The following is a 13,914-nucleotide window of genomic DNA, read 5'->3' as shown; positions in this document are numbered from 1 at the left end:
CGGGCTCTGTGGGGTCGCCGGGCGGGGTCGCGATTATAGCGGAGCCGGGCCCGGGGCTCCGTCGCCGGGTTCGGCCCGGTACAGCTCGTGCCGGCGGATGTACTCGGCGACCGCAGCCGGCACCAGCCCGCCGATGCCGGTGTCGGCGGCGATGGCGTCACGCACCTGGGTGCCGGACTCGGCCTGGAGCGGTTGCCGCAGGCGCCAGACGCGCCCGGCCGGGGCCGTGACGAGGTCGGCGGCGGCGTTTGCCCAACGGGGGGCAATGAAGCTGGCCAGAGGTTCCGGCACGGCGTCCAGCGAGGCCCCGGGCCGTTCGGCCACCACGAAATGCGCCAGCTCGAACAGGCCCTGCCAATCCCGCCATGCGGGCAGGTCGAGGAAGCTGTCGGCGCCCACCAGCCATGCCACCGGTGCATCGGGTCCGAGCTCTTGGCGGATGCCGCGGAGCGTTTCGATCGAATAGGACCGGCCGCCCCGTGCCAGTTCGCGGCGGTCGACGCAAAGCCCGGGCTCGCCGGCCACGGCCAGGTCCAGCATCCGCGCCCGATGGACGGCCGATGCACCCGGCGGCGCACGGTGCGGCGGGTCCGCCGCCGGCACCAGGCGGACGCGCGCATCGAGCGCATCGCGGGCCGCGCGCGCCACGGCCAGGTGCCCGTCGTGGACCGGGTCGAACGTCCCGCCGTAGAACACCTGCAGGCCGGTCACGCGCGGCCCGCCCCGGCCAGCAACCGGGTGGCGCGGGGTTCGGCCACCGCCAGCAACAGGCGCTCGAGCGCCAGCCACGCATCGGCGGGATCGTGTCCGGGCCGGCCGCGCCCCTTGGCAATCCGGTCGACCCGGCCGGCCTGGGCCACGAAGGCTTCCCAATGCCGTGCGTCGTGCCGCTGCAGCGCGCGCCGGTAGACCGCCTGCTTGGAATCCCAGATGCGCTGCGCCTTGAATTCGGTCGCCATGTTGCCGCCTTGGGCGGCCACCTGCGCCAGTGCCGCGCAGCGCTGAAGTTCCATCACGACCATGCCCAGCAGCGCCGGCACCGCGACACCTTCGGCGCGAAGCCCGGCCAGCATCCGCGAGACCTGCACGCCTTGGCCGTTCATGGCCGAATCCAGCAGGCGGAACACGTCGAACCGCGCGGCGTCGGCGACCAGTTGCTGCATGCGCGGCGCATCGAGGGGCTGCCCATCCGACAGCAGCGCCAACTTGTCGACCTCCTGCGCCGCCGCCAGCAGGTTGCCTTCCACGCGGTCGGCCAGCACCTGCACCGCGGCGTTGTCGGCGGAGATGCCGTGGCTGCGCAGGCGGCGTTCGATCCATCCCGCCAGCTCGTGCGGCTTGATCGCCCAGCAGACGCTGATCACGCCAATCCGGCCGATGGCGTCGCTCCACTTGCCGCCGTGCTGCTTCATGCTCCAGTCGCCGGCGACCACCATCAGGGTGACGTCGGCCGGCGGGTCCTCACAGAACTCGGCCAGGACCGCAGCCCCTTCCTTTCCGGGCTTGCCGGACGGCAGGCGCAGTTCGATCAGGCGCCGGCTGGAAAACAGGCCGGGCGCGCGGAAGCTGGCCTGCATCGCGTTCCAGTCCGGCTCGCGCTGACCCTCGGCCTCGAATACCTCGCGTTCGCTGACGCCCTGGGCCCGGGCAGCGGCCCGCACTGCGTCGGCCGCCTCCAGGACGCGCAGCGCCTCGGGACCTGCGATCAGGTAGGCCGGGCGCAACGGCCCGTTCGCCAGGTGGCCCGCCAGTTGCTCGGGCTTGAGTTCCATCGGATCAGCGCGCGCCGTCCGCCTCGGGGGTCGGCTCCGGCTCCGCTGCGTGGGCGGGTTCGCCAGCCTCCTCGGGGACAGCTGCCTCGTCGCCGCGCACCGGCGCCATCGTGTCCGCCGCCGGCACCGAAGGTGCGACACCCTCGGAGTCCAGGCCGGCCCCTGACGCGTTCATCCCCCGCTCTTCCAGCGCCCGCTTGGCCACGGTGTCGATGCGTCGCAGCACCGAGGCCGCCATTTCGCGCTGGAGTTCGCGCACCAGGATTTCGCGCTCGCCCTCGGTACCCTCGGATCGGGTCGGTACCGAGATGTAATCGCGCGACAGCTCGATCGTCTGTTGCGGGACCAGTGGCGTGCCGTCTGCCTGGCGCAGCTCGAAAACGACGGCATAGCGAAGGCTGAACTCCTGCGCACGGCCGAACGAATCGACGCTGATGGGCGTGTCGCCCCACTCCTCGGCCTGGATGTCCAGAACGGCTACGTCCTGGTCGGCAGCGGTTGCCGGGACGGCTCCTGCACGCGTCAGGGAACGCGACAGCGACTCGGCTAACGGGCTGTAGCGATCCACCGACTCGATCTTCACCGGAGCGAGATCGGGCGGCAGCACGAGTGCATCGCGCAACTGGAAGCCACACGCCGCCAGCGACAGAACGAGCAGGGCGGGAAGGACGGGGCGGAACATGCGGGGCATTGTCATCGGGCGAGTCTGGACGAGGGCCGGCGGGGCGGCAAGGAGGCGCGGTCAGGCCGCGGCGACGATGTTCACGATCTTGCCGGGAACGACGATCACCTTGCGCACCGTCTGGCCCTCCAGGTACTTCGCGACCGCGGGCTCGGCCAGCGCCAGGCGCTCGGCCTCGGCCTTGTCGACGTTGACCGGGACCTCGATGGTGCCGCGCAGCTTGCCGTTGACCTGCACTGCCAGCGTCACGGCATCGCGCACGAGGGCGGCGGGGTCGGCCTGCGGGAACGGGACATCCTCCAGCAACACTTCCGCATGGCCCAGCGCCTGCCACAGCGCGTGGCTGACATGCGGGGTCACCGGGTTGAGCAGCAGAACCATCGACTCCAGCGCCTCGTGGCGCACGGCGCGACCGGCGTCGCTCATGTCATCGAACTTCGCCACGTGGTTGAGCAATTCCATGAGCGCGGCGATCGCGGTGTTGAAGCTGTGGCGGCGCCCGTAGTCGTCGCCGACCTTCTGGATGGTCTCGTGCAGCTGGCGGCGCAGCGTCTTCTGCGCCGGCGTCAGCTCGGTGCCGGCGGCGAGCAGCGCGGCCACGTCCGGGTGGTCGGGCTGGCCCACGTGCGTGGTGACCTCGCGCCAGAACCGGCGCAGGAAGCGCGCCATGCCGTCGACGCCGGACTCGTTCCACTCCAGCGACTGCTCCGGCGGCGCGGCGAACATCGAAAACAGGCGCACGGTATCGGCGCCGTAGCGGCCGATCATTTCCTGCGGGTCGACGCCGTTGTTCTTCGACTTCGACATCTTCTCGACGCCACCGATTACCACCGGCTGGCCGTCGGTGCGAAGCGTGGCACCGGTAATGCGGCCGCGCTCGTCGCGCACGATGTCGACGTCCGCCGGGTTGATCCAGTCCTTCGACCCGTCGCTGTTGTCGCGGTAGAACGTCTCGGCGATCACCATGCCCTGCGTGAGCAGGTTGCGCGCCGGTTCGTCACTGGTAACGAGCCCCTGGTCGCGCAGCAGCTTGTGATAGAAGCGGAAGTACAGCAGGTGCAGGATCGCGTGCTCGATGCCACCGATGTACTGGTCCACCGGCAGCCAGTGGTCGGCCCGCGCATCGACTTGGGTGGCCGCGCCCGGCGAGGTGTAGCGCGCGTAGTACCAGCTCGACTCCATGAAGGTGTCGAACGTGTCGGTCTCGCGCTCGGCCGAGCCGCCGCAGGTCGGGCACGTGGTCTTGCGCCACTCCGGGTCGGCCTTGATTGGCGAGCCGGTGCCCATGAATTCGACATCCTCGGGCAGCACCACCGGCAGTTGCTCTTCCGGCACCGGCACCGCGCCACAGCTGTCGCAATAGATGACGGGGATCGGGCAGCCCCAGTAGCGCTGGCGGCTCACGCCCCAGTCGCGGATGCGGAAGTTGACGCGGCGCGCGCCGCGACCCTCGGCCTCCAGGCGCCCGGCAATCGCGTCGAACGCCTGTTGGAAATCCAGCCCGTCGAATTCGCCTGAGTTCACCAGCCAGCCGCGCTCGGTGTGCGCGCCGATTTCGTCGACCTCGCGCACGAAGTCCTGCACCACCTGCACCGCCGCGCCCGTGTCGTAGGCATCGATGGACGGGCCGCCGCCCAGCGCCGCGGACATCGCATCCGTGTGCCTGGCGACATCGCGACCGATCTCCGCGAGCGCATCGCGCACCGCCTCGGGCATCACCACGACCTTGACCGGCAGGTCGTGGTTCTTGGCGAACTCCCAGTCGCGCTGGTCGTGGCCCGGCACCGCCATCACCGCGCCGGTGCCGTAGCCCATCAGCACGAAGTTGGCGACGTATACCGGCAACTCCTCGCCGGTAATGGGATGCACGGCGCGCAGGCCGGTGAACATGCCGCGCTTTTCCTGCGTTTCCAGCTCGGCTTCGCTGACGCCGCCCTGTCGCAGCTCGGCGATGAACGCGGCCAGTTCCGGGTTGCCCTGCGCGGCCTGCTGCGCCAGCGGGTGCTCGCCCGCGATTGACACGAAGGTCGCGCCCAGCAGCGTGTCGGGGCGCGTGGTGAACACCGTGACCGGGTCGCGCGGCTCGCCGTCGACGGTGCGCACGTCGAAGCGGATCTCCAGTCCTTCCGAGCGGCCGATCCAGTTGCGCTGCATGGTCTTGACCGCCTCGGGCCAGCCCTCGAGCGTGTCCAGGCCGTCGAGCAGTTCCTGCGCGTAGTCGGTGATCTTCAGGAACCACTGCGGGATCTCGCGCTTCTCCACCAGCGCGCCGGTGCGCCAGCCGCGGCCGTCGATCACCTGCTCGTTGGCCAGCACGGTCTGGTCGACCGGGTCCCAGTTGACCACCGCGTTCTTGCGGTACGCGAGCCCGCGCTTCATCAGCTGCACGAACATGCGCTGCTCGTGCACGTAGTAGTCAGGGGAACACGTGGCGAACTCGCGCGACCAGTCGATGGCGTACCCCATCGCGCGAAGCTGCTGCTTCATGTGCGCGATGTTGGCGTAGGTCCACTTGGCGGGCGCCGTCCTGTGCTTGATCGCCGCGTTCTCGGCCGGCAGGCCGAACGCATCCCAGCCCATCGGCTGCAGCACGTTGTGGCCGGTCATGCGCTTGTAGCGGCTGATGACGTCGCTGATCGTGTAGTTGCGCACGTGGCCCATGTGCAGCGCACCCGACGGGTACGGCAGCATCGACAGGCAGTAGTACTTGGGCTTGCTCGAAGCCTCGTCCACCTCGAAGGCACGCGTGTCGTCCCAGAAGCGCTGGGCGGTCGTCTCCACCGCCTGCGGATCGAACGTGGACTCGGGGGCGGGGAACTCGTTGGGGGCGCGGTTGGACACGGCAGGACGCAGCGGGGGAAAGACCGGGAAGCCTACCGCAGCGCACCATGCGCCGCCATGCGGCATGGAGGGGCGCCGGACGCCTCCCGGGGCGTGCCGGACACCGTTGTATGCTCGCCCTCCCCTGCCCGGAGGCGAATGCATGAAAGCAGTCTGGCCCCCCTTCCGCGTCCGCTGCATGCTGCTCGCCGCGTTGCTGGCGAGCCTGGCGGCCTGCACCAGCGGCCCCGTGCGCCGCGTGTCCGAGCCGTCCGCACGGATCCAGCAGCTCACGGTGCAGGCCGATGGGCGATGGTCGCTGCAGCTGCGGATCGAGAATTTCAGCAGCATCCCGATGCGCTTCGAATCGGTCGACCTGGCACTGACGGTGGGCGATGCCGATGCCGGCCGCGTGCAGGTGCAGCCCGGGCTGTCGATCGGCCCGGAATCGGCGGACGTGGTGACGGCGGTGCTCGCACCGCAGGCCGCAGGCAAGCTGGCGGTGGCCGACGCGCTGGCGGCGGGCCGCAGCGTGGACTACCAGCTGAGCGGCCGCATCGGCGCCATTCCCCAGGATGGCAACCGGCGGGATTTCGAGGTCGAACGGCGCAGCGCGCTCAGCCCCGCGCCCGGGCTGCCGGGCGTCATGCGCTGAGGCCACCGGCATCGCCATGCGCGCCCCTCGCGCACGTACACCTTTCCATCTGACGGACCTGATCCATGAGCCACTACAAAGCCCCGCTGGCCGATATGCGCTTCGCCCTGTTCGATGTCATTGGCGCGGAGGCTGCGTTCGAGCGGATGGGCTTTGCCGACGCCACGCGCGACGTGCTCGACGCGGTGCTGGAGGAAGGCGCGCGTTTCAACGAGACGGTGCTGGCGCCCCTCAACGCGGTCGGCGACCGCGAGGGCTGCCGCCTGGATCTGGCCACCGGCGAGGTCACCACCCCGCCCGGCTTCAAGCAGGCGTACGCGCAGTACGTCGACGGCGGATGGTCGGGCCTGACGGCGCCGGCGGAGTTCGGTGGCCAGGGGATGCCCCATGCCGCCGGCGTGCCGCTCAAGGAAATGATCGACGCGGCCAACCTGGCCTGGGGCAACTTCCCGCTGCTATCGCACGGCGCCACCGAAGCGCTGCTGCACCATGGCGAGGCCTGGCAGCAGGAGCGCTTCCTCAAGCCGCTGGTCGACGGCCGCTGGACCGGAACGATGTGCCTGACCGAGCCGCACTGCGGCACCGACCTGGGCCTGCTGCGCACCCGCGCGGAGCCGCTGGGGGACGGCCGCTACGCCATCACCGGCACCAAGATCTTCATTACCGCCGGCGAACACGACTTCACCGACAACATCCTGCACCTGGTGCTGGCGAAACTTCCCGATGCCCCCGCCGGCAGCCGCGGGATCTCGTTGTTCATCGTGCCGAAGATGCGGGTGGATGAGGACGGCACGCTCGGCGAGCGCAATGCGGTGCGCTGCGGCAGCCTCGAACACAAGATGGGCATCCACGGCTCGGCCACCTGCGTGCTGAACTTCGACGGCGCCGAAGGCTTCCTGGTCGGGCAGCCGCACAAGGGCCTGGTGGCGATGTTCACCATGATGAACACCGCGCGCCTCGCGGTCGGACTGCAGGGGCTGGGCCTGTCGGACCGTGCGTACCAGAACGCGCTGGCCTACTCGCGCGACCGCCTGCAGATGCGCGCGCTGTCCGGGCCGAAATTCCCCGACAAGCCCGCCGACCCGATCATCGTCCACCCCGACGTGCGGCGGATGCTGCTGACCTGCAAGGCCCTGGTCGAGGGTGGCCGCGCGATGGGCTACCACGCCGCGCTGCAGGTCGATCTTGCCCACCACGCACCGGAGGCGGCCGAGCGCGAGCAGGCCGACGCGCTGCTCGGCTTCATGACGCCGATCGTCAAGGCGTGCCTGACCGAGTGGGGCGTGGAGTGCACGTACCACGCACTGCAGTGCTACGGCGGCCATGGCTACATCGCCGAACACGGCATGGAGCAGCTGGCGCGCGATGCTCGCATCACCACGTTGTACGAGGGCACCACCGGCATCCAGGCGCTGGACCTGCTCGGTCGCAAGGTGCTTCAGCAGCAGGGCGCCGGATTGAAGTTGATGCTCGGGCTGATCGAAGCGTTCTGTGAAACGCCCGACCTGCCGGCACCTGCGCAGGCGTTCGTCGCGCCGCTTCGCGCCAAGCTCGCCGAGTGGCAGCAACTGACACTGCGCATCGGCCAGCGCGCAGCCGCCGACCCCGAAGAAGTCGGCGCCGCCGCGCACGACTACCTGATGTACTCGGGTTACGTGTGCCTCGCGTACTGGTGGGCGCGGTCGGTGGCCGCTGCCGAGGCGTCCTCGCATCCGGAGGCCTTGAAGGCCGCCAAGCGCGAAACCGCCCGCTTCTACTTCCGCCGGGTGCTGCCGCGCACGCTCATGCATGCAGCCGCGATCGACGCCGGTGCGGCCACGCTGATGGCGCTGGACGCGGACGCATTCGACTGACCGCACCCACCGCGGCGCGGCTACCCAAACGGTCATCGAACGGGTATAAGCTGGTGCCCCGATGGAGACCGACAGAGCGAAGCTGCGCTTGGTCCAGGCGGGGAATTCCACCGATCTAGGTCGGCAGGTCCCGGCGTCTGCCGGCTTCGACGCGTCTCCGGGTCTGCACGCCCCCCTCCGCCATCCCATCGAACGCCTCAACAGCGTCCGCCTGCTGTCGCTCGATGCGCACGGCCGCGCATTGAGCTGGATGCACTGGCAGGACGCGGCATGCCTGTACGCGCGTGGCGCCGTGGCCTGGACGCTCGGCGACCCCTGCCTGACGATCCACGGCGGCATGTCGCGCCTGAGCGGCGAGCGCAGCCTGCTGGACCTGCACCCGATCGTCGCCGCCCGCGGCCACGCGCGCTCGCACGCGCTGGACCCGACGCCCGCGCTCACCAACCCCGCGCTGTTCGCCCGCGACGGCCACCTGTGCATGTACTGCGGCCACGGCTTCAACCGGCCGCACCTGACCCGCGACCACGTCAAACCGGTGTCCAAGGGCGGCCGCGACATCTGGGAGAACGTCGTGGCCGCCTGCTTCGGCTGCAACTCGCGCAAGGGCAACCGCACGCCGCAACAGGCGGGCATGCCGTTGCTGGCCGTGCCCTACCGTCCCAGCTGGATCGAGCACCTGATCCTCTCCAACCGCAACATCCTGGCCGACCAGATGGCCTTCCTGCGCGCGCAACTGCCGCGCAACGCACGCTCCCAGACCTGAGTCCCGCCGCCTCCAGACCCATCGGTACGGTCGACCCGCGCACGCCGCGACGCGTCAACCTGCGACGCGTTGCGCGCGTTGACGCAGGCTGGCGGCTCCGCAACACTCCGGGACCACCGCTACGACCGGACCACCCGACGATGCCCCTGACCCTCGGCCTGACCGGCATGGATGCCGCCACCGAAACCGCGATCAAGGCGGCATTCGCCGACGCCAATCCCCGCCTCGGCAACCGGTGGTCGCTGGTGCCCGACAGCCAGGCCGACCACGTCATCGTCGACATGGACAGCATGTACGGCCCCATGAGCTGGCTGCGGCTGCACGCCGCCGGCAAGACGGTGATCGGATTGACCAACGCGCCGCGCACGCAGGCCGACTTCCGGCTGCCGCAGCCGGTGGACAGCGCCGGCGTGGCCGCACTGCTGCAGGAGCTGGCCACGGCCGCGGGCGAGCCGCTCGACCTGGTCGCGGTGGACATCCCGATGTCGACGCCCGCCCCGTCCGATACGCCGGCCCCGGCCGGCATGACGCCGGCGCCGGTGCCGCAGGACCCGCTGCCGGGCGAGATCGTCGACCAGGACGAGGAGGCCGCCAGTCCCGAGCAACCCGCGGTACCCGCACCATCGGCCGTGGCGCCGCCGGCCAACGTCGCGCCACCCGAGCCGGCGCCTGCCGCCGAGGAAGCGCCGACGACGCTGTTGGGCTGGCTCACCTCGCCACAATTGCAGGGGCGCCGTCGCATCGTGCGCGGCGACGTGCCGCTGCTGATCGACGCCGATGCACGCACCTACCACGGCCCCGCCCAGCTCAAGCCCCTGGCCGGCCATTTCGAAGGCGCGGTGGACGCCGCGGACCTGGAAACGGTCGACGAAGCCACGTGGGCGGGCGCCAGTGCAGCCGCCGGCGCCGCACAGCCCCTCAGCCGCCTCGTGTGGTTCGGCGCACTGGTGTCGGGAGGCGGCCAGCTCGCCGGCGGTTTCGCGCCGGACACCCGCTTCCAGATGCTGAAGTGGCCGCAGACCGAGCGCGAGTACCCCAAGCACTTCCGCATCGCCACGGTAATGATGAAGGGCCCTGCGACGGTGGCCGAGATCGCCGAGGCCAGTGGCGTGCCGGAGGCGGACGTCACCGACTTCGTCAACGCCAACCTGGCCACCGGGTTCGCCGATATCGAGCGCCCGCCGGAGCCGGAACCGGAAACCTCGCGCGCCTCGGGCCTGTTCGGACGCTTGCGCGGCCGCTGAACCCGGGCTCGCACCGGAACCGGGTCGCCTTGCCCGTGCCGGTTGCGGGCATGACAATGGCGGACTGCTGTCAGTCCCCCATGTGATGATCGACCCGCAACGCTATCCGCGCCTCTCGCGCATCCAGGTGCCCGCCGACCTGCGCCGGTTCCCCGAAGAGGAACTCGGCGCGATCGCCGATGAACTACGCGCCTACCTGATCGAACAGGTCGCCAAGGTAGGCGGCCACTTCGGCGCCGGCCTGGGCGTGATCGAACTCACCGTGGCCCTGCACTGGCTGTACGAGACGCCGGTCGACCGCCTCGTATGGGACGTCGGCCACCAGACCTACCCCCACAAGATCCTGACCGGCCGCCGCGACAGCATCCACACGGTCAAGCAGAAGGACGGCGTCGCGCCGTTCCCCAAGCGCGAGGAGTCCGAGTACGACACCTTCGGCGTGGGCCACTCGTCCACGTCGATTTCCGCCGCGCTGGGCATGGCCATCGCGCTGCAGCAGGCCGGTGACGACCGCAAGGTAGTCGCGGTGATCGGCGACGGCGCGATGACCGCGGGCATGGCGTTCGAAGCGCTCAACCACGCCGGTGGGATGGGCGAGGACCCGAACGCGACCGAACCCAACCTGCTGGTGATCCTCAACGACAACCAGATGTCGATCTCCGAGAACGTCGGCGGATTGACCCGGATGCTGGGCCGGCTCACCGGCAGCCGCACGCTCAACGCGCTGCGCGAGGGCGGCAAGAAGCTGCTCGGCGACAAGCACAAGCCGGCGGCGAAGTTCGTGCGTCGCTGGGAAGAACACTGGAAGGGCATGTTCGTGCCGTCGACGTTCTTCGAGGAGGTCGGCTTCCACTACACCGGCCCGATCGACGGCCACGACATGGGTGCGCTGATGGGCGCGCTGAAGACGCTGAAGGACCTCAAGGGCCCGCAGCTGCTCCACATCATCACCACCAAGGGCAAGGGCTACGAGCTGGCGGAAGGCGACCAGATCGGCTACCACGCCGTTAGCCCGTTTGATCCGACCCAGGGCCTGGTCAGTAAGCCCGGCGCCAAGAAGCCCACCTACACCGACGTGTTCGGCGAGTGGATCTGCGACATGGCCGCCGCCGACCCGAAGCTGCTGGGCATCACCCCGGCGATGCGCGAGGGCTCGGGTTTGGTGCGGTTCTCGAAGGAGTACCCGCAGCGCTACTTCGACGTCGCGATCGCCGAGCAACATGCCGTGACGCTGGCTGCGGGCATGGCCTGCGAAGGCGCCAAGCCGGTGTGCGCGATCTACTCCACGTTCCTGCAGCGCGGCTACGACCAGCTGGTGCACGACGTGGCGATCCAGAACCTGGACGTGCTGTTCGCCATCGACCGCGGCGGCGTGGTCGGCCCCGACGGCGCCACCCACGCCGGCAACCTCGACCTGTCCTACCTGCGCTGCGTACCCAACATGGTCGTCATGGCGCCGGCCGACGAAGACGAGTGCCGCAAGATGCTCAGCACAGGCCACCATTTCGAAGGCCCCGCAGCGGTGCGTTACCCGCGCGGCACGGGCCCTGGCGTCGCGGTGCAGCCGACACTGGAGACGTTGCCCATCGGCAAGGCGCAGGTCCGCCGCAAAGGTGCGCGCATCGCCCTGCTCGCCTTCGGTGCCGTCACCGCGGCCGCCGAGGCCGCCGGCGACGAGTTGGGACTGACCGTGGTCAACATGCGTTTCGTCCGTCCGCTCGACCGCGCACTGGTGCTCGAACTGGCGGCCACGCACGAAGGGTTCGTCACGCTGGAAGACAACGTCGTTGCCGGCGGCGCCGGCAGTGGGGTCGCCGAACTGCTCTCGGCCGAGGGCGTTGTGATGCCGGTCCTGCACCTTGGCCTACCCGACGCGTTCCAGCACCACGCCAGTCGCGAGCAGCTGCTGGCCGAGGCGGGTCTGGATGCGGCCGGCATCCGCACGGCGGTGCTGCGCCGATGGCCGGACCTGCGCCCCGATTCCTCGCACTCCCCGTTGCCGGCAGAGGCGACCCGAAGGGCCTGATCGCCGAAAGAGCGCGGGGGCGTCCTGTGCGCCCGCCGTTACTCGCTTCGGCCGTGCGCCTGCGGTTCCTCGGCAGCGCCGACCGGTTGCGTCGTGGCGTCGGCCGTCGAACCGTCTTCATTCGCACCCGGTGCCGTCACCTCGAACCCGCGCCGTTCCAGCGCCGCCAGGTATCCGTCTTCGGCCAGCACCTGCCCCATCGGCAGCATCGCGAAACTCACGGGATGCTCGGCCAGCGCTTCCTGCGCTGCTGCCAGCCACGTGTCACGCATGCGCGCCTCCATGCCTGCGTAGCCGAGGGTCCGGCCCAGGTCCGACTCCAGCAACTCCGACAGGCAGCTCCAGCGCAGGCTGTCGTGGGGCAGGCGTCGTAGCGCCTCGATGTCGCCGATAGCCCACGCGTTGGCGCGCGCGGCCAGCATGGGCACATCGTTCTCCAGCCGCGACACCGTGCGCGACAGGCACGCGACGTCGTCGATCTCCGCGCGGTTGAACTGTTTCAGCAGTTCGCGTGGCGCCTCCAACGTTGTCTTGATCTCGACCGGGGTCTGCTCCAGGCCGGCACCGGTGGTCGCCGCCTCGATGACCGGTCCGATGACCTTGCCGTCGAGCCGCAAGCGCTCCATGGCCTTCCGTTCCAGCTTTTCGGCGGCGAACATCGGACGCCAGCGCTCGATGCCCAGCTCCCATCCCAGATACCGGTCCTTCTGCAACTGCCATCGCCGGTGCAGGCCGGCCGGGAGCAAGTCACGCAGCTCGGCACCGTCGGGATTCCGGCGCGCACGCAAGGCGGCCGGCACCAGCGTGAGGCCCTTCAGGACGCCCACGTCGGAATGCACCGACCACATCGGCGCCTGCAACACCGCGCCGGACGCAGCGATGGCCTGTTCCACCTCCGTCGATCGCCACTCCATATCGCGCGGCAGCGGTGCAACCAGTCCGAGCACCCACATGACGTGGCCGTCGCGCGACACCTTCCACAGGCCCGGGCCCGGTTGCACGCCCTTGACCACCATCGGTGCGAGGTCGCGGATGTCGTCCGCGGCATTGGGAGCCGTTTCGGCCGCGGCAACCTGCGCGACCGACGGCGCCGAGGCGAAGGCAGTCGAAAGGATCGCGGATAGAACAAGGGGGACGGGCAAGCGCATCGTGAACTCCGTTTCACCAAGGGGAGCGCCCTCGTGGGGCGCCGCAGTCGGACCGCGCGCCGATGCGTGAGTTCCCGGCGTCAATGTCCAGACACGAAAAAACCCGGCGGGGCCGGGCTTGATCGGTACTGCTCGAATTGGTCGGGACGGCCGGATTTGAACCGACGACCACCTGTCCCCCAGACAGGTGCGCTACCAGGCTGCGCTACGCCCCGGATACTTCGTTACAACGGCCGGCGATTATACCCTGCCGGCCGGTCTTGTTGGTGCGGGTCTTCAGCGCCGCAGCAGCTGCAGGACCTCTTCCAGCTCCATCCGCACCTGCTTGATGATCTGCGAGCTCAGCGCGGACTCGTCCTTGCCGGCCTCGCCTTCCAGCCGGAGGCGGGCGCCACCGATGGTGTAGCCCTGCTCGTAAAGCAGGCCACGGATCTGGCGGACCATCAGCACCTCGTGGCGCTGGTAGTACCGGCGGTTGCCACGGCGCTTGACGGGGTTGAGCGAGGGGAACTCGGTTTCCCAGTAGCGCAGCACGTGCGGCTTGACGTCGCACAGCTCGCTGACCTCGCCGATGGTGAAGTAGCGCTTGGCCGGGATCGGCGGGAGCTCGCGGTTGCTGCCGGGGTCAAGCATCACTGGGCTCCATCTCCGCTATAGGCCTCGACCCGTTCCTTGAGCTTCTGCCCGGGACGGAAGGTCACCACGGTGCGCGCGGAGATCGGGATCTCCTCGCCGGTCTTGGGGTTGCGGCCCGGGCGCTGGTTCTTGCGCCGCAGGTCGAAGTTGCCGAAGCCCGAGAGCTTGACCTGGCGGCCCTGCTCCAGCGACTCGCGCAGGGCGTCGAAGAACGCGTCCACGAACTCCTTGGCCTCGCGCTTGTTGAGACCGACCTCGTCGAACAGACGCTCGGCCATCTCGGCTTTGGTCAATGCCATCTTCAATCTCGAACGG

General features: G+C 69.8%; 12 protein-coding genes and 1 tRNA gene. 5 read left to right on the top strand and 8 right to left on the bottom strand.

Translation table 11 applies throughout. The features are described 5' to 3' along the window. Positions 1–33: 33 nt before the first annotated feature. From nadD to leuS, 4 genes are read right to left on the bottom strand one after another with little or no spacing between them, the layout of a single operon-like run. Entirely contained in the window at positions 34–711 is a 678-nt protein-coding gene (gene nadD, locus K6753_RS08720) for a nicotinate-nucleotide adenylyltransferase (protein WP_223676055.1), read from the bottom strand. Further along, positions 708–1,772, bottom strand: coding sequence for a DNA polymerase III subunit delta (gene holA, locus K6753_RS08715; protein WP_223676054.1), 1,065 nt, complete (start codon positions 1,770–1,772; stop codon positions 708–710). Before holA ends, nadD begins: the two co-directional genes overlap by 4 nt. 4 nt (positions 1,773–1,776) lie before the next feature. Continuing rightward, positions 1,777–2,454 (bottom strand): LPS-assembly lipoprotein LptE, encoded by a 678-nt coding sequence (locus tag K6753_RS08710; protein ID WP_223676053.1) that lies wholly within the window; start codon positions 2,452–2,454, stop codon positions 1,777–1,779. Positions 2,455–2,514: 60 nt separating this feature from the next. Then, the gene (gene leuS, locus K6753_RS08705) at positions 2,515–5,295 is read right to left on the bottom strand and encodes a leucine--tRNA ligase (protein ID WP_223676052.1); all 2,781 of its coding nucleotides are present in this window, start codon (positions 5,293–5,295) and stop codon (positions 2,515–2,517) included. Positions 5,296–5,437: 142 nt separating this feature from the next. Here leuS and K6753_RS08700 point away from each other — a divergent pair, with 142 nt between their 5' ends. The 5 genes from K6753_RS08700 (at position 5,438) to dxs (ending at position 11,815) form a co-directional block, all read left to right on the top strand. Further along, entirely contained in the window at positions 5,438–5,929 is a 492-nt protein-coding gene (locus tag K6753_RS08700) for an LEA/WHy family protein (RefSeq protein ID WP_425492089.1), read from the top strand. Between the two features lie 65 nt (positions 5,930–5,994). Beyond that, the gene (locus tag K6753_RS08695) at positions 5,995–7,782 is read left to right on the top strand and encodes an acyl-CoA dehydrogenase C-terminal domain-containing protein (protein ID WP_223676051.1); all 1,788 of its coding nucleotides are present in this window, start codon (positions 5,995–5,997) and stop codon (positions 7,780–7,782) included. A gap of 61 nt (positions 7,783–7,843) precedes the next feature. After that, positions 7,844–8,545, top strand: a complete 702-nt coding sequence (locus K6753_RS08690; RefSeq protein ID WP_223676050.1) for an HNH endonuclease — start codon at positions 7,844–7,846, stop codon at positions 8,543–8,545. 140 nt (positions 8,546–8,685) lie between these two features. Next, positions 8,686–9,789, top strand: a complete 1,104-nt coding sequence (locus tag K6753_RS08685; RefSeq protein WP_223676049.1) for a helix-turn-helix domain-containing protein — start codon at positions 8,686–8,688, stop codon at positions 9,787–9,789. Positions 9,790–9,874: 85 nt separating this feature from the next. Continuing rightward, positions 9,875–11,815: a 1-deoxy-D-xylulose-5-phosphate synthase gene (gene dxs, locus K6753_RS08680; RefSeq protein ID WP_223676048.1), complete on the top strand. Its 1,941-nt coding sequence runs from the start codon at positions 9,875–9,877 to the stop codon at positions 11,813–11,815. Positions 11,816–11,853: 38 nt separating this feature from the next. Here the strand turns inward: dxs and K6753_RS08675 are convergent, their stop codons facing one another. The 4 genes from K6753_RS08675 to K6753_RS08660 all read right to left on the bottom strand — a co-directional run bounded on the left by K6753_RS08675 (position 11,854) and on the right by K6753_RS08660 (position 13,898). After that, positions 11,854–12,963 carry a TraB/GumN family protein gene (locus K6753_RS08675; RefSeq protein ID WP_223676047.1) on the bottom strand — a complete coding sequence of 370 codons (1,110 nt, stop codon included), beginning with the start codon at positions 12,961–12,963 and terminating at the stop codon, positions 11,854–11,856. Positions 12,964–13,101: 138 nt separating this feature from the next. After that, positions 13,102–13,178 (bottom strand) — tRNA-Pro (locus K6753_RS08670). 61 nt (positions 13,179–13,239) lie between these two features. Continuing rightward, entirely contained in the window at positions 13,240–13,596 is a 357-nt protein-coding gene (locus tag K6753_RS08665; RefSeq protein WP_223676046.1) for a MerR family transcriptional regulator, read from the bottom strand. Beyond that, a complete protein-coding gene (locus K6753_RS08660; protein ID WP_223676045.1) occupies positions 13,596–13,898 on the bottom strand; it encodes an integration host factor subunit alpha in 303 nt (100 codons plus the stop codon). The genes K6753_RS08665 and K6753_RS08660 overlap by 1 nt, the downstream gene beginning before the upstream one ends. Between the last annotated feature and the right edge of the window lie 16 nt (positions 13,899–13,914).

This window comes from Novilysobacter selenitireducens (assembly GCF_020026895.1).
Taxonomy (GTDB): domain Bacteria; phylum Pseudomonadota; class Gammaproteobacteria; order Xanthomonadales; family Xanthomonadaceae; genus Lysobacter_C; species Lysobacter_C selenitireducens.
The sequence above is the reverse complement of the archived record's forward strand: the minus strand, read 5'-3'. Positions and strand labels throughout refer to the sequence as shown.

What these genes read in the sequence shown, in the direction of transcription:
- K6753_RS08710 (WP_223676053.1), bottom strand. Translation starts at nt 2,454, where the DNA reads ATGTTCCGCCCCGTCCTTCCCGCCCTGCTCGTTCTGTCGCTGGCGGCG.
- K6753_RS08695 (WP_223676051.1), top strand. Translation starts at nt 5,995, where the DNA reads ATGAGCCACTACAAAGCCCCGCTGGCCGATATGCGCTTCGCCCTGTTC.
- K6753_RS08700 (WP_425492089.1), top strand. Translation starts at nt 5,438, where the DNA reads ATGAAAGCAGTCTGGCCCCCCTTCCGCGTCCGCTGCATGCTGCTCGCC.
- K6753_RS08690 (WP_223676050.1), top strand. Translation starts at nt 7,844, where the DNA reads ATGGAGACCGACAGAGCGAAGCTGCGCTTGGTCCAGGCGGGGAATTCC.
- K6753_RS08675 (WP_223676047.1), bottom strand. Translation starts at nt 12,963, where the DNA reads ATGCGCTTGCCCGTCCCCCTTGTTCTATCCGCGATCCTTTCGACTGCC.
- dxs (WP_223676048.1), top strand. Translation starts at nt 9,875, where the DNA reads ATGATCGACCCGCAACGCTATCCGCGCCTCTCGCGCATCCAGGTGCCC.
- holA (WP_223676054.1), bottom strand. Translation starts at nt 1,772, where the DNA reads ATGGAACTCAAGCCCGAGCAACTGGCGGGCCACCTGGCGAACGGGCCG.
- K6753_RS08665 (WP_223676046.1), bottom strand. Translation starts at nt 13,596, where the DNA reads ATGCTTGACCCCGGCAGCAACCGCGAGCTCCCGCCGATCCCGGCCAAG.
- K6753_RS08685 (WP_223676049.1), top strand. Translation starts at nt 8,686, where the DNA reads ATGCCCCTGACCCTCGGCCTGACCGGCATGGATGCCGCCACCGAAACC.
- K6753_RS08660 (WP_223676045.1), bottom strand. Translation starts at nt 13,898, where the DNA reads ATGGCATTGACCAAAGCCGAGATGGCCGAGCGTCTGTTCGACGAGGTC.